Source organism: Nesterenkonia suensis (genome assembly GCF_054782935.1).
Genome location: NZ_BAAGRN010000027.1, coordinates 81,634 through 96,677 on the forward strand (window position 1 = coordinate 81,634; position 15,044 = coordinate 96,677).

Below are 15,044 nucleotides of genomic sequence, written 5' to 3' on the forward strand. Positions count from 1 at the left end.
TCCAAGACAAATTCATCTCCACTCTGATACCTCATGGACAACAATCAGGGAGGGTGACGGCGAACAGGAGCCGCATGGAAGTGCATCAGGCCCGGGCGTTTCTCACGGTGGCGGAGGAGCTGCACTTCGGCCGCGCCGCAGCGCGGCTGAGGATGGCCCAACCGCCGCTGAGCCGCCTCATCAAGCAGCTGGAGCGCACTCTCGGGGCGGAGCTCTTCGAACGCAGCACCCGCCACGTAGCGCTGTCCTCAGCAGGACGTGCGCTGCTGGACCCTGCCCGCAGACTCTTGGACGCCTCAGAGGCGGCCGAGCAGGCCGTCCGCAACGCGCTCAGCGGCGAGACCGGACGTGTACGCATCGGATTCGCCGGAGCCTCCATCAACCGGAAGGTCGGCGAACTGGCACGGCAGGTCCGCGCATCACGCCCCGGCCTGATGCTGGAGCTCTATAGCTCGCAGTTCTCCCACCTGGGACTGGAACGGGTGCTGGACGGCTCGCTGGACCTCGTGATCGGCCGCTGGGACTTCCTCCCCGCAGAGGTGGAATCCACCGTCATCACCCTCGAGGAAGTCATGGTCGTGCTCCCCAGCTCACACCCGCTGGCCGCTCGGACCACCGTGGACATGAAGGACCTGTCAGAGGAACCCTGGATCACGCTTCCCGGCGGCCCCGGTGCTGCCCTGCAGAACCGGCTGAACTCCCTGGCGATGGCGGCAGGCTTCGTCCCCCGGGTCCTCCAGACGGCGCCCGATTCCTGGACCCAGGTGGTGCTCGTGGGCGCCCAGATGGGATGCGGGCTCAGTCTGGACTCCGTGCGCGACAACGTCTCCTCCGACGGCGTCGTGTTCTCCAGCATCTCGACAGAAGAGCGCCCTCTGGAGGTTCGGATGATCTGGCGCCGCGCCGACGACAATCCTGCTCTGCGCGCGGTGATCGGGATCGCCGAGAAGATGTATCCCGACCCCCGCGCGCAGACCGGCGGGGCGCCCTCCTGAGGGACGCTCAGTCGTAGGTGTACCAGCCGCGACCGCTCTTGCGACCATACCGGCCGGCCTCATAGAGCTCAGTGATGGCCCGGTGGGGCAGGGTGCTGGGATCCCCGGTCTGCTCGTACTCGGCGTGCCGGATCATATGCACCACATCGATGCCGACCAGGTCCATCAGCTCGAACGGGCCCATGGGGTGACGCAGGGCGGTGCGTGCCGCGGCGTCGATGTCCTCGATGTCGGCCACCTCCTGGTCCAGCAGGTTCAGTGCCTCCTGACGGACCGCATTGAGGAGCCTGTTCGCGATGAAGCCGGGGACTTCACGCTTCAGCGCCACCAGGGTCTTGCCCAGGGCACGAGTGAATTCGGCAGCCCGCTGCATCGTCTCCTCGGAAGTCCCCTCATGCGGGACCAGCTCCACGCATTCCATGACCAGGGCCGGATTGAAGAAGTGCAGATTGCAGACCCGTTCCGGGTGCTCCACCGCATCGGCCACCCGGGAGGAGACGATGTTGGAGGAGTTGGTCGCGAGGATGGTCTCGGGACGGCACACCGCGTCAAGCTCGGCGAAGATGCGTCGCTTGATCGTCAGGTCCTCCACGGCCGCCTCGATGACGATGTCGCTGGCGGCCGCTGCCGCATCCCGGTCCGTGGTGAGCTCCAGGCGCTCCCACGCCGCAGCGACGTCGTCCTGCGCGCGGCGCCCCTTCTCCACGTCTCTGGCCAGGCGGGTGTGGAGACGGTCGGCGGCCGCCTTGAGCGGCTCTTCGGCGATGTCGACCAGATGAGTGCCGAACCCGGCCAGGGCGGCCACGGCCGCGATCTGTGACCCCATGGTTCCTGCACCGACCACGGTGACGGTCCGGATCCCGGCGACGCTCGCCGACGTCGTGTCCTGTGCGGTCTGTCCGCTCATGCGCCATCTCCCCCTTGTGCGGCCGGGGCCTGCGAGCCCTGACGCGTTGGTTGCACCACTTGGTGCGCGGTGTAGTCGGGACGGCGCTTCTCGAGGAATGCGCCGGTGCCCTCGTCCCTCTCTCCGGTGCTGTAGAGCACGGCCTGCGCCAACCGTTCCAGCAGCATCCCGGTGGAGGCGTCGGCATCCAGGCCCTGCCGGACGATCGTGGTGGCGAGCTGGACAGCCAGCGGCCCCCGGGACATGACCTTCTCGGCCGTGCGCCGGGCCTCTCCCAGCAGATCCTCAGGCTCGACGACGGCAGTCACCAGCCCCGCTCGGTGCGCCTCCTCTGCGTCGAGGCGGCGGCCAGTGAGGATCATCTCGGTCGCTCGCCCGACACCGATCAGCCGGGCGAGCCGCTGCGTCCCGCCGGCGGCGGGGATGATGCCCAGTCCGGTCTCAGGCAGGGCGAAGCGTGCGGCAGTGGAGGCGATCCTGATGTCGCAGGCCAGCGCGAGCTCCAGCCCGCCTCCGAATGCATACCCGTTGACCGCCGCAATCGTGGGCTTCTCCACCGCTTCCACGGTCGAGTAGAGCCGCTGCATCGTCGCCCGAAGGCCATCTGCCGGAGTCCGTCGGGCGAGCTCGTTGATGTCGGCTCCGGCGACGAAGGACTTTCCTCCGGCACCGGTGAGCACAATGACCCGCACTGAATCGTCCCAGCGCATCTCCTCCACGGCCTCGGCCAGCTGGAGGAGCACCGTGCTGTTCAGGGCGTTGAGGACCTCGGGTCGGTCCACGGTGATCATGCCGATACCGTCCTGGACGCTCAGGATCAGACTGCCGATCCTGCGCGTCTCGTGCGTCGTGCGATGTTCCATGGGCTGTCCTGCCCCTTCCTGTGTGGATGTGGTGTCTGTGGTGGCCGAATCTGCCGCGGCGGCCCAGTCTGCGGCGGTCCGCCCCCGGTCATCCCGCAGAGTCCCCTGGACGTCTCCCCCACATCGCCAGGCCCAGCACCGCGCCGACGACGGCGAGTCCGACCAGTGCCAGGGCGCTGCTGCTGAGGAACAGCAGGAACCCGCCGGCTCCGAGCAGCACGCGCAGCGGCCCGCTCACGGGGGCTTCGATGCCGACCAACCAGCCCTCGATCGCGCAGGCGATGGCGTAGACCGCCACGAGGCTGGCCAGCAGCGCCAGCGCCACCTCTCCGAACCCTGCCTCGGCGACCAGGTCGCGGAACAGTGACAGCGCCACTCCGGTGGCGGAGAGCCCGCCCAGGAACAGTCCGACCCCCGCGATGATCGCGATGATCTGCCCGAGGGTCCGGCCGACGTCGAGCACCATCGTCAGCCACTCCTGGGGGCCGAAGCGCAGGCCGGGAGTGATGACTGCGATGGCCAGCAGCACACCCACGACCCAGTAGGGCACCTGGGATTCGGAGCCTGAGGTGAAGAGCAGGACCGTGAGCAGAGCGAGCGCCCCCAGGTACGGCCACCCGGCCAGCAGGGAGGCGCCCAGTCGGGGAAGCATGTCTCGCGGCGTACCGGAGAGACCCTGCTGCGCGGCATAGCCGTCGATCTGGAGGAAGATGCCCAGGAAGTAGAGCAGGGCAGGGATCGTCGCCGCGATGAGGACCTCGGTGTAGGGCACACCGACGAAAGAGACCATGAGGAAGGCGGCCGTGCTCATGATCGGCGGTGTGATGGAGCCGCCGGATAAGGCCGTGGCCTCGCTCGATCCCTCCCGCCATGCGGGCGCTGAATCCGGTGCCTTCCATGGCAGGGATGGTCATGGGTCCGGTGGTGAGCACATTGGAGACGGCCGAGCCGCTCCTCATGCCCATGGCCGCGGAGCTTGCCACCGTGACCTTCGCCGAGCCGCCGCGATGGCGGCCGAACAGCTCCATGGACAGCCCGGGGAAGAACCCTGCACCGCCGGTGTGCTGCAGGACGACCCCGAAGAGCAGAAAACCGACCAGAATCGACCCTGCCGTCTGGAGCGACAGTCCGAGGATGCTCTCCGCCCCCATCACGTGGATCTGAGCGATCGTCGGCAGGTCGTAGGAGACCCCCTGCAGCAGACCCACTGGGATGCCCTCGGCCACCATCGGGTACAGCGAGAAGGCCAGGGCCAGCACCGCCACGATCCACCCTGCGGCACGTCGAAGCGCCTCCAGGACGATGCCCCACAGGACGAAGCTGAGCACCGTGGCAGTGGTCGGCGCGATGAACTCCCAGCCATACTCCTGGATGTCGACGCCATGGTAGGCGAACCACAGGCAGCAGGCGATGAAGACCGTCAGCACCAGCACGTCGTACCAGGGAACCCCCTGGGCGGTGTCGTCATCTTCGCCCCGCGCCGCACGTGCGCCTCGGGCCGGCCACATGATGAAGACGATGGGGATGAAGCAAGCGATCAGCAGGTACAGGAAGGCATTGGTCAGCACAGCCAGTCCTCCGATGTTCCAGAAGAACACCTGATTCATGGCGAGCAGGACCCCGGTCAGCGTCAACGCCGTCACAGCCACCGTCCACGGAGACGAGAGCCGCGGATTCCTGCGCACTGCATCGAGGACGCCGCGCGTCCCCGAGGGCGCCGTCGTCGCTGTTCGCACAGCGCCGTCGACGTCGGGGCTGTGACTGTCGGCCCGCGGTGCGACGCGGCCCTCGCGACTCGCGGCACTCATGCCGCGGCCCCCTCGTCGACGTCATCGATGGGCGGGAGGCTCGGCAGATCCTCGTAGTAGTACTCGCCTCCGGCACGCGCGTAATGCGCCGTCCCATTGATCATGGGCGCCAGTCGCCCGATCACGGCGTCAGAGGTCATCAGACGGGCCTGGACGCCCATACGCCCTGTGAGCGTGTTGGCGACGGCGGCGAGATCGTTGTAGGTCCTGGTGCCGACGCCATAGGTGGACCAGACCAGCTGACGCGACAGCCCTGAAGCGAGCGTCGGCGCCGCGGCGCATCCGCTCAGCACGCTCAGCGCAGCCAGCCCCGAGCCCACGGTGGAGGCGGAGAGGACGCTGCGGCGGGTCATACTGGCGGACATGGGACCTCTAGTCGATGGCATGTGCTGCTGACGTGTCGGCGTCGCCAAGAGGCGGTGGAGCACTCCTCCATTCATACCTTCATGATGTGACTCGCACGACAGCTTCCGGGATTCATTCCTCAATTCGCATGAATTGCGCCTGTTGCACGCAACGCACCCGAGAAACCGCGCCAGCTCAACGCCGCCCGAGGGCACAGCAGTCCGAGAAGCCAGACCCTCAGCGTTCGATCCTCCCCGAGGCCCTGGCCCGGCGTTGCCAAACCCCGGAGGTGCTGGTTACGTGTTCCACGACATGGAGCAAGGGAAGGAGCCCCCATGTTCAACCCCGCCCTGGCGATGTCACACGTTGCCGACACGCTGCCGGACCATGCGGCCGTCGTCGCTGCGGACCGCACGCTGACCTTCGCCGAACTCAACCAGGAGGTCAGCCGAGCGGCACGCGGGTTCCAAGCCTCCGGCATGCGGCCAGGAGACACCGTCGCCCTGCAGATGCCCTCGTCGGTCGAGTTCATCGTCTGCTTCTACGGAGCCCTCCGCGCCGGCCTGGTCGCCGCCCCGGTGGCCCCCTATGCCACTCCTCACGAGCTCCGACACGCCCTGAGGATCTCCGGCGCCCGCGCCCTGATCAGCGCGCCCCCCGGTGCGCCGGAAGGCGGCGAGGGCATAGAGTTCCTGGACTGCCCCACCCTTCTGGCACGGGGCGAGGCGGGCCTCCCGGACCCGCTGGTGCTCCGCTCTCCCGAGGACGTCGCGGCGGTGACCTTCACCTCGGGGAGCACCGGCGCGGCCAAAGCCGCACAGCTGACCCATTGGAACCTCTGGATGAGCTGCACCGCCCTCCAGGCGCGCACCTCACCCGGCGCTGGCGACGTCGTGATCGCCTGCCTGCCCCTGCATCACGTGTTCGGCATGTCGAGCCTGATGAACACGGCCATGGCCTGGGGCATGACTCTGGTCCTGGTTCCTCGGTTCGACCCCGATGAGGTGCTCGACCTCATCGCGAAGCACCGAGCGACGCGTTTCTCCGGAGTGCCCACCATGTACGTGGATCTGATCGCTGCGGGCGCCCAGGGCCGGGACCTGTCCAGCCTCCGTCATGCCTCCTCCGGCGGGTCCGCCCTGTCCTCCCAGGTGCTGGAGCGCTTCGAGGACATGGTGCCGAGCGCCACGCTGCTGGAGGGCTACGGGTCCTCGGAGACGACGTCGTCGATCTGCCTGAATCCCAGCAGGGCGGCGCGTCGGGTCGGTTCCGTAGGGACTCCCTCCTGGGGCACCCGGGTCCGGATCGTCGGGGAGGACGGGACCTCGATGCCGCGGGGGCCCGAACACCTCGGGGAGCTCCAGGTCTCCGGACCGACCATCTTCGCCGGATACGCCGGAGACCCGGAGGCCACCGCCGAGGCCTTCGACGGCGACTGGCTCCGCACCGGGGACATCGCATGGATCGACGAGGACGAGTATGTCCACCTGGTGGATCGTCGCTCCAGCCTGATCATCCGCGGGGGACTCAATGTGTACCCGCAGGAGGTGGAGCAGGTGCTCATCTCACACAGCGCGGTCCAAGACTCCGTCGTGCTCGGGCAGCCCCATGAGAGGCTCGGTGAGGAGCTCGCCGCACTGATCGTCCTCCGCGAACCCCTCCAGGGCCTCACTGACGAACGCCGCGAGGAGCTCAGGGAAGACATCCATCGGCACGCCGGGGAGCACCTGGCCCGACACAAGCGCCCACGCATCGTCCATCTGGTGCAGTCCCTGCCCCGCACCGCCTCCGGCAAGATCCGCCGCCCGGCCGCCCGCGAGCTGCTCGCCGAACAGCCCGCACCGGCCGACTGACCACACGCCCCCGCCCGCACCTCTCGACGAAGGAGTCTTGATGACCACCAGCACCCCCACCCTCCGCCGCACCGATCTGATGGGCATCGAGGCCCAGCTCTCGGCCGAGGAGATCACCACTCGGGACCGGGTCGCGGAGCTCGTGGACCGGCGGATCCGGCCGCACATCGCCCGCTGGTACGAGGACGCGGTGCTGCCGACTGAGCTGTTCGGCGAGATGGCTCAGCTGGGGCTGTTCGGCATGCACCTGAGCGGCTACGGCTGCGCCGGGCGCAGCGCCACCGAGTACGGGCTGGCCATGCAGGAGCTGGAGGCCGGGGACTCCGGGATCCGCACGGTGGTCTCGGTGCAGGGCTCGCTGGCGATGTCGGCCATCCACAAGCACGGCTCCGAGGCGCAGAAGCAGCAGTGGCTGCCCGGCATGGCCGCCGGGGAGATGATCGGGTGCTTCGGACTGACCGAGCCGACCGCGGGCTCGGACCCGGGCGGCATGGCCACCCGCGCCCGCCGCGAGGGCGACGAGTGGGTGCTCGACGGCGCGAAGCGCTGGATCGGGCTGGCCACCATCGCGGATGTAGCGATCATCTGGGCCAAAGTCGCGGCAGCTGAGTCCGAGGCCGCGGTCGAGGGTGAGCACCGCGCCCGCCCCGACGACGCCGGCGAGGTGGTGCGCGGCTTCATCGTGCCCACCGACACCCTCGGGTTCCGGGCCGAGGCCATCGAACGGAAGCTCTCCATGCGGGCCTCGCTGCAGTGCGACATCGTCCTGGACGGCGTCCGCCTGCCGGCCGATGCGATCCTGCCGAAGCACCCGGGCCTGCGCGGCCCCTTCTCCTGCCTCTCGGAGGCCCGCTACGGCATCGCCTGGGGCGCGATGGGCGCGGCCCGGGACGCCCTGGAGGCCGCACTGGACTACGCGGCGGAGCGCCAGCAGTTCGGTCGCCCGCTCTCCGGCTACCAGCTGACCCAGAAGAAGCTCACCGACATGGCCCTGGAGCTCACCAAGGGCCAGCTGCTGGCTCTGCAGCTCGGCAGAGCGAAGGACGCCGGCACGTTGGAGAGCCACATGATCTCGGTGGGCAAGCTGAACAACTGCCGGGCCGCCATCGAGATCTGCAGAGAGGCGCGCACCATCTTCGGCGGCAACGGGATTACCGCCGAGCACTCCCCGCTGCGGCACGCCAACAACCTGGAGTCGGTGCGCACCTATGAGGGCACCGACGAGGTCCACACGCTGATCATCGGTCAGCGCCTCACCGGGGAGGCCGCCTTCCGGTGAGCCGCCCTCAGGAAGGCCGGAGGAGGTGACGGCAGCGAGATCCCTGGACAGCCCGATCGGCATGCTGCAACCCTCAGCCGGGCTGAAGAACTCAGCCGCCAGGGGTCAGGCCCCTGGAAACGGCATGGAGATCATTCGCCGAGCATCAAGCGGTCGGGGCTGGCAGGGAGTCGGCGCTCACCCCTTCCCTGCTCGAGACAAGCACCTCGGCGAGGTGTCCACCATGTCCCGAGACATCACATTCAGGCCCTGGTCACACCCTCATCATCGAGGGATCAGACTCGATCGCATCACCGCGTTCGGGATCGAGCGCGGAGCCTGGCGGTGTCTCGTGAGGCTTGGTGAGAAGGGACACCATCACGAGCGCAAGCACCGAAGCAGGCAGAGCGAGAACCACCGCTCCCATCACCTCACCCGAACCGAAGACTTCCCAGCCGATCGTTGCGACCGCGGCCACGAGGATCGACGAGATAGCGCCGACAGATGTGGCCCGCTTCCAGAACAGCGCGGCAATCACGGCAGGGGTGATGGCCGCGCCGTACATGGTGTATGCGTACATCTGCAGAGCAAGAAGTGTGGGAAAGAACTGCACCATGACGTAGCCGAGCACGGCGATGACCAGGATGGAGAGACGGCTGAAGAGCACTTCCTTCCTGTGGGCGTCCGGACGTTCACGGCGTGCCGCGCGAGGCCGGAAGATCAGGTCGTAGACGACGTTCCCCGAGCAGGTCAAGAGGTAGGACGAGCCTGTGGTCAGAATGATCGCCAACGCTGCCACGAGAATCATCGCCCCGATCAGCGGCGGAGTGAATTCTCCCGCCGCGAGCCCCAGGATGGCCATGTCCGGGTTGACGTCAGGATTGAGGATCGAGGCGGAGGACGCGAGCATGGTAGTGATGCCCAGAGTCAGCACAGCACCGACGAGGAACACGATCATAGCTTTGACCGCAGTTGCTGGACTCTTGGCCGAAGCCAGGCGCTGGTGCATGTTCTGATCGCCCAAGATGAGCAGGAAAAGCGGGAGGAAGAATCCCAACATCTGTAGTGGACCGAGGGTTCCCGTGAACGTCAGAAACTCGGGATCAAGCTGGTCGACGTAACTCCCGAATCCTCCCATGTCAGTGATGAAGATGTAGAAGAGCGCCACCGCCAGTCCCAACGCCAAGAAGATCGAGGAAGCAAAATCTGTCCAAGCCACGGATTTGAGACCACCCGAGAGAGCGAGGAACCCGATGAGGACCACGGCGATCAGGGTGCCTTGGAACTCTGTGACCGGCACAATCAGGCTGAAGATGTATCCGGCGCCGGTGAATTGGTAGGCAGAGATGCCGATGAACGCAATGAGCACCACCACAGTGCCGATCACACTCGTCGTTGAACCGTAGCGTCGGCGGAACAGGTCCGGGACAGTATTGAACTTCATGATGCGGACTCGACGCGCTATGAAGGCCAGGCAGATGATGCCCGCAAAGAGCCCCGAAGAGAATACGAGCCCTGTCAACGGCCCGTAGGTGAAGACGAAGTTGGCACCACCAATGATTGATCCGGAGCCGACGAATGTCGCGAGCAGCGTACATCCCAACACGAAGGAGTTCAGAGATCTTCCGGCAAACATGAAGTCCTCGCCGCTTGTGACCGACTTTCGCCGGGAGAACCAGAGGGCGATTCCGACCATGGCCACGAGATAGACGACAAGTACTGTGAGGCTAGTCAGGGACATGCGAGACCTTCGCGGGTTCGACGACGGGACCTGCTCAGTATGCAGTTCCTCACACTCACATGCAACAAAAGTTGCTACATGTCGTGGATGATGCCCATCTCGGCCCACAAGGCGTCCGCTTCGGCGAAGCTCGCTTCCGCGCCTCGAGGGTCGATGTCTGCAAGCGTGCCCAGGAGCGCCTGCACTGCGGAGACAACAGGCACGCCCGACGGGAGATAGCTGGTGCCTTCAGTGGGCACCGTCAAGGTGAAGTCCGCCATAGCCGAAGCCGGCGTCGACCTGTCAGCGAAGGCCATGACAGGCACCCCGCGAGAGTGGGCGTATCGAGTCAAGCGGAAGACGACGTCGGCCGTCTTCCAGATCGTGAAGATCACCAGCGTGTCGCCGGGCCCCAGCCTTCTGACGGCATTGAGCTGCATCGACGCGGACGCCATCGGCACTTCCGAGTCGCAGCCAAGCAGCTGACAGTTGTAGGACAGCTGGATCGCGGGAGCCAAATACATGCCGGTTGCGAGCACGACGATGCGCCCGGACCGGCGCAGCTGCTGGGCTGCCCGGTGAAAACTCTCCTGGTCGAGGTTCTCCGCCATGGACTGCAGCACTTCGGCGTCCTGGTGCACGCGGGCCCGGGGCCCCGGGGACACATCGGCCACACCTCCGCGCGAAGGGATGGTGCCTGCTCGCAGCGTGGAGAGGTATTGGCCCCGATAGTCCACGACGAAGGCCGGCCACCCGGAGTAGCCGAGGAACTGTCCTGTGCGGGTCACTGTCGCCATATTGACCCCCGCCGTCTCCGCCATCGACCGAACAGTGGCGAACGCCGCCTTCTGCGGGTCCGACCTCAATATCTCGATCACTCGGGCCGTCGCCCGGGGGGCCGTGCGACCGGCGAGGAGTCCATCCAGCCAGACAGAGAGATCACCTCCCATGCTTGCAACATCCTTTGCATTTGCTTAGTGTGTGTGAACAGTGATTCACGTCGAGTACGACACGGAATCTTCGGAACCGACGAAAGACGAGCTCCATGAAACTGGACCCCCGCCCGACCGTTGTGACAAATGTTCGAGTGCTCGACCCGGAGTCCGAGACGCTCTCCGAACCCACCACAGTCCGCTTCAATGGTGATCGTATCGCGTCGGTGGGCGGCCCTGTGGAAGCGGACGATGTCACGCTTGATGGCCAAGGGCACATCGCCTGCCCGGGGTTGATCGACTGCCATGTCCATGTGCTGGCGAACACGGCCAATCTGGCATCGTTGGGCGACCAGTCGCCGGCCTACATGACCGCAACGGCCATCAACACGATGCAGGGGGCCCTGCGTCGGGGATTCACCACGCTTCGCGACGCCGGTGGCGCAGACTTCGGCCTGGCCCGCGCTGTGAACGAGGGTCTCTTCGTCTCTCCCCGGCTGTACTTCGGCGGTAAGGCACTCTCACAGACCGGCGGCCACGGCGATGGGCGCGGACCTGGCACCAGCGTCTTGGACGGACACCAATGCTGTCCAGAGATCGGTCTCGTCTGTGACGGCGCTGACGAAGTGCGCAAGGGAGCCCGCCATCAGTTGCGCACGGGAGCAGATCACATCAAGCTCATGCTCTCCGGCGGCGTCGCCTCCCCGACGGATCGCATCGATTCGACGCAGTTCTCCGACGACGAGATCCGTGCCGCCGTCGAAGAAGCTCAGGCGACCAATCGATACGTCCTCGGCCACGCATACGCAGCTCGTGCGGTCAACCGTGCCCTCCGGCTGGGGGTGCGCTCCATCGAGCACGGAAACCTCCTCAACGAGGAATCCACCAGGCTGTTCGTCGAGCACAGCGCGTTCCTCGTCCCTACCTTGGTGACCTACCAGCGCCTCAAGGCCGACGGTGCAGCCTTGGGACTGCCCGAACCGAGCCAGAAGAAGGTCGACGACGTCCTCTACGCCGGACTCGACGCCCTTGCGCTGGCCGACAGGAACAAGGTGGACATCGCCTACGGCTCAGACCTCCTGGGAGCGATGTGGGAACACCAGAGCCAAGAATTCGAGATTCGTTCACAGGTGCAGTCTGCCGGGGCCATCCTGCGCGGAGCCACGACGATTGCTGCCCGACTGTTGCAGGCCGAGGGCAGCCTGGGCACCATCACCGACGGCGCATACGCCGACATGGTCCTCCTGAAGGAGAACCCGTTGGAAGACATCACAGTTCTTGCGCGCCCAGAGACGTCGGTCGCGAGCGTCTTCGTCCGGGGAGGACGTGTCATCGACTAGTACTACAGTCGTGTTCGTCTTGGTCATGATCGGCGTGTAGCGAAGATTCCTGCTGGCCTGCGGTGTTAACCATGGCAGATGAACGATGATGCAGGCGTGGCAGAGGGAGAACAATGGGCTGAAGGCCTCGACGAGATCAGCCGCCTGGTGAAGCCCCGATTCTCGCGCAGCGAGCCACATCAGAATGCGGTGGCCTATCTGCGGGGACTGCTGAGCGATCAGCAGCGGAAGAACTCCTGAACCCTGTCCGAACAGGCCGGCCACGGGATCCCCGATGCGATGCAGCGACTGCTCTCGAGCACCGACTGGGACCCGGACCTGGTCCGTGATGACCTGGCCGGCTATTTCGAGGACCACCTCGGCGATTCTGAGGCGGTGCTGATCCTCGACGAGACCGGCTTCCTTAAGAAGGGGGCGCACTCGGCCGGGGTCGCCCGGCAGTATTCCGGTACCGCAGGCCGGATCGAGAACTTCCAGATCGGGGTGTTCCTGGGGTATGCCAGCACCTGTGGGCGCGCGTTGATCGATCGGGAGCTCTACCTGCCCAGGAGTTGGGCTGAGGATCCCGATCGCTGCGCTGCCGCCGGTGTTCCGTCCCAGCGTGGATTCGCCACCAAGCCCGAGCTGGCCGGGCAGATGATCGAGCGCTCTCTCGCCGCCGGGATCTCAGCGCGGTGGGTCACCGGAGATGCGGTCTATGGTCAGCCGGCCCGGCTGCGCCGCCGCATCGAGGACAGCGGACTCCACTACGTGCTGGCCGTGGCGGCGAACCAGCACGTGATCAGCCCCCAGGGGCCGATCGGCAGAGAGTACCGGGCCGATGAACTGGCCAGAGAGCTGGATCCACGCAGATGGCGGATCCGTCCTGCCGGCCACGGGACCAAAGGCCAGCGTCGTTACCGGTGGGCGATCGAGGAGAGCTTCCAGACCGCGAAGGGCGAGGCCGGACTGGATCATTACCAGGTCCGTAGCTACACCGGCTGGTACCGGCACATCACCCTGGCGATGCTCGCCCATGCCCTATTGAGCGTCATCCGAGCGAAAAAGGGGGGCTCTGAGTCCGGATCAGAGCCCGGGTCAGAGGAACTGATCGCGCTCTCGGTGCCCGAGATTCGGCGACTGCCGGGCACCCTGATCTGGTCCTCGCCGAGATGCCCGGAAGAGGTCCTGTTTCGCTCGCGGTGGCGTCGACGACACCAGCAGCAGGCCCGTCATCACCATCACCGCGCCCGAGGCCATGCCTCATAAACACGACTGTAGTACTAGGCGGAAGCCCCGCGGACGCTACCGACCCACCGGTGCATCAGCTCGGGTATGGCGCAGATGCGCCACGATCACCGTTGGACTGGACCATCATGGCAGCGAGGACGTCCAGGATCTCACGACCACGGCCCAGCGCACCTGACGCGACAGCATCGTCTCAGGTGCGCTGGACATCTGGCCCGGGCGCTGGTCGATCGCGCAATGCCGGACGATCAGTGGTCATGGAGTGACTGGCCTTCCGCCAGTGCCTCCTTCTGCGACTTCACAAGATGTTTGACATCAGCTCTCAGCTGGGCAGCGTCATAGACGACGCCGCCCCGAAGGGTGTACTTCACACCGCCCACACGCTGATGCCCATCATCGGTCAGACGCAGATGGCCGTTGCCGTAGAGCACTTTGAAGTTCTCCAGCGGATTCTCCTCGAGGATCATCAGATCCGCCTGCTTGCCGACCTCAATGGATCCCACGTGGTTGTCGATGCCCATCAACTGAGCGCCGTACAACGTGGCAGCTCTGACCACCTCGAGGGGGTGGAATCCTGCTTCCCGAAGCAGCTCGAGCTCTTCGACGATGCCGAAGCCGTAGGTCTTGTAGATGAAGCCGGAGTCAGAGCCGGCGGTCACTCGTCCGCCCATGTTCTTGTAGTCGTTCACGAACGACATCCACTTTGAGTACGCGTGGCGCCACCTGACCTCCTGCTCGGTCCCCCAGTCCCCCATATAGGAGCCGTGGTTGGCCTCAGAGGGCTGGAAGAAATCCCACAGCACCGGCGCGGTGTACTCATCGTGCCATTCTGAGGTGCGCACCCGCGCAGCGTCGCGTGATCCGATGTAGATGTTGAAGGTGGGGCTCAGGGTCGTTCCCAGTTCAAGGAATTCCTCCAGGGTGCTCTGCCAGGCCCCGCTCCCCCTCTCTGCGGTCTGCAGCCAGAGACGAGCCCCCTCCTCAAACCGCTCGGGCTCGGAGTTGTGGTTGTACCCGCCCGGCACGTGCTGCACCGTCCGGTCCCGGAACATCGCCTCGGGCATGCCGTACCAGTGCTCCACACTGGCCAGTCCCCATCGTGCCGAAGTCAGGGCGTTCACCTGCGAAGCCCGGCGCTGGTCATGGTGGCAGGCGCTGCCGAGCCCGAGCGCATTGATCTCCTTCAACGCAGCTTCCATAGCCGCGGGGGCGGCGGCGAAGAACTTCACACCCTTCGCCCCCCGTTCGGCGACGTCGCTCACCCACTCCCGGGCCTCCTGAGGAGTGAGCGGGGTGCTCGTCCCCGCAGGCCCGGCGCGGAACGCCGGATACGCGTGGATCCGCGGCGCCGCAATCTCACTCCTCTCCGCCCTGGCCGCCTCCCGTACGGTCCAGTCGAGTCCGTTGAAGGCCCCCACCTCGCGCACAGAGGTGACCCCATGGCCCAGCCAGAGCTTGTAGACGTACTCGGCATTGGGTGCTTGGTTGGCACTGCCGATATGCGCGTGGGAGTCCACCAGCCCGGGCAGGATGTAATGCCCCCGGAGATCCCTCTCCTCTCCTGAGCCGTCCGGAGGCCGCTCCATCAATGTCGACGAACTGCTCTCCTCCCAGATCCCGGTGATCCTCCCATCCTCAATGACGACATCAGCCGGCCCATAGGGTGCGGCCCCTGTTCCGTCGATGATCGTCAGATTGCGAAGAATCAGCCGCTCGAACGGGCCCTCACCGGCGGTACGAGCAGGTGCGGCCTCCTGGGGCGGTCGAAGTGTGTTGACCATCGTGCTCCTTGACTT

General features: G+C 66.1%; 12 protein-coding genes and 2 pseudogenes. 6 read left to right on the forward strand and 8 right to left on the reverse strand.

Going from position 1 to position 15,044, the window contains the following annotated elements:
- Nucleotides 1-74 precede the first annotated feature (74 nt).
- Entirely contained in the window at nucleotides 75-995 is a 921-nt protein-coding gene (locus tag ACYVKI_RS14735) for a LysR substrate-binding domain-containing protein (protein ID WP_460691121.1), read from the forward strand.
- 7 nt (nucleotides 996-1,002) lie between these two features.
- On the opposite strand, the gene ACYVKI_RS14740 is transcribed toward ACYVKI_RS14735, so the two are convergent.
- The 4 genes and pseudogenes from ACYVKI_RS14740 to ACYVKI_RS14755 all read right to left on the reverse strand — a co-directional run.
- Nucleotides 1,003-1,902, reverse strand: a complete 900-nt coding sequence (locus tag ACYVKI_RS14740) for a 3-hydroxyacyl-CoA dehydrogenase family protein (protein WP_460691122.1) — start codon at nucleotides 1,900-1,902, stop codon at nucleotides 1,003-1,005.
- Complete coding sequence (locus tag ACYVKI_RS14745) at nucleotides 1,899-2,765, reverse strand: enoyl-CoA hydratase/isomerase family protein (protein ID WP_460691123.1); 867 nt, start codon at nucleotides 2,763-2,765, stop codon at nucleotides 1,899-1,901. Before ACYVKI_RS14745 ends, ACYVKI_RS14740 begins: the two co-directional genes overlap by 4 nt.
- Before the next feature lie 88 nt (nucleotides 2,766-2,853).
- Nucleotides 2,854-3,576, reverse strand: coding sequence for a TRAP transporter large permease subunit (locus tag ACYVKI_RS14750; protein ID WP_460691124.1), 723 nt, complete (start codon nucleotides 3,574-3,576; stop codon nucleotides 2,854-2,856).
- A 97-nt stretch (nucleotides 3,577-3,673) separates the two neighbouring features.
- Nucleotides 3,674-4,372, reverse strand: a pseudogene (locus tag ACYVKI_RS14755) (TRAP transporter large permease subunit); the annotation flags it as partial.
- Between ACYVKI_RS14755 and ACYVKI_RS14760 the strand changes: the two are divergent.
- A complete protein-coding gene (locus ACYVKI_RS14760) occupies nucleotides 4,371-4,526 on the forward strand; it encodes a hypothetical protein (RefSeq protein WP_460691125.1) in 156 nt (51 codons plus the stop codon). The pseudogene ACYVKI_RS14755 and the gene ACYVKI_RS14760 overlap by 2 nt on opposite strands.
- A gap of 43 nt (nucleotides 4,527-4,569) precedes the next feature.
- Here ACYVKI_RS14760 and ACYVKI_RS14765 read toward each other — a convergent pair whose 3' ends face one another.
- Nucleotides 4,570-4,938, reverse strand: a complete 369-nt coding sequence (locus tag ACYVKI_RS14765; RefSeq protein WP_460691126.1) for a hypothetical protein — start codon at nucleotides 4,936-4,938, stop codon at nucleotides 4,570-4,572.
- Between the two features lie 315 nt (nucleotides 4,939-5,253).
- Between ACYVKI_RS14765 and ACYVKI_RS14770 the strand changes: the two genes are divergently transcribed.
- Nucleotides 5,254-6,771 carry an AMP-binding protein gene (locus ACYVKI_RS14770; RefSeq protein WP_460691127.1) on the forward strand — a complete coding sequence of 506 codons (1,518 nt, stop codon included), beginning with the start codon at nucleotides 5,254-5,256 and terminating at the stop codon, nucleotides 6,769-6,771.
- 40 nt (nucleotides 6,772-6,811) lie between these two features.
- On the forward strand, nucleotides 6,812-8,050 hold the full coding sequence (locus tag ACYVKI_RS14775; protein ID WP_460691128.1) for an acyl-CoA dehydrogenase family protein: 1,239 nt from the start codon (nucleotides 6,812-6,814) through the stop codon (nucleotides 8,048-8,050).
- Between the two features lie 253 nt (nucleotides 8,051-8,303).
- On the opposite strand, the gene ACYVKI_RS14780 is transcribed toward ACYVKI_RS14775, so the two are convergent.
- The gene (locus tag ACYVKI_RS14780; protein ID WP_460691129.1) at nucleotides 8,304-9,770 is read right to left on the reverse strand and encodes a sodium:solute symporter family protein; all 1,467 of its coding nucleotides are present in this window, start codon (nucleotides 9,768-9,770) and stop codon (nucleotides 8,304-8,306) included.
- A 74-nt stretch (nucleotides 9,771-9,844) separates the two neighbouring features.
- Nucleotides 9,845-10,699, reverse strand: coding sequence for a MurR/RpiR family transcriptional regulator (locus tag ACYVKI_RS14785; protein ID WP_460691130.1), 855 nt, complete (start codon nucleotides 10,697-10,699; stop codon nucleotides 9,845-9,847).
- A 137-nt stretch (nucleotides 10,700-10,836) separates the two neighbouring features.
- Between ACYVKI_RS14785 and ACYVKI_RS14790 the strand changes: the two genes are divergently transcribed.
- Complete coding sequence (locus ACYVKI_RS14790; protein ID WP_460691131.1) at nucleotides 10,837-12,021, forward strand: metal-dependent hydrolase family protein; 1,185 nt, start codon at nucleotides 10,837-10,839, stop codon at nucleotides 12,019-12,021.
- Nucleotides 12,022-12,099: 78 nt separating this feature from the next.
- Nucleotides 12,100-13,080: pseudogene (locus ACYVKI_RS14795) on the forward strand (IS701 family transposase); the annotation flags it as partial.
- A 416-nt stretch (nucleotides 13,081-13,496) separates the two neighbouring features.
- Here ACYVKI_RS14795 and ACYVKI_RS14800 read toward each other — a convergent pair.
- The gene (locus tag ACYVKI_RS14800) at nucleotides 13,497-15,029 is read right to left on the reverse strand and encodes an amidohydrolase family protein (RefSeq protein ID WP_460691132.1); all 1,533 of its coding nucleotides are present in this window, start codon (nucleotides 15,027-15,029) and stop codon (nucleotides 13,497-13,499) included.
- Between the last annotated feature and the right edge of the window lie 15 nt (nucleotides 15,030-15,044).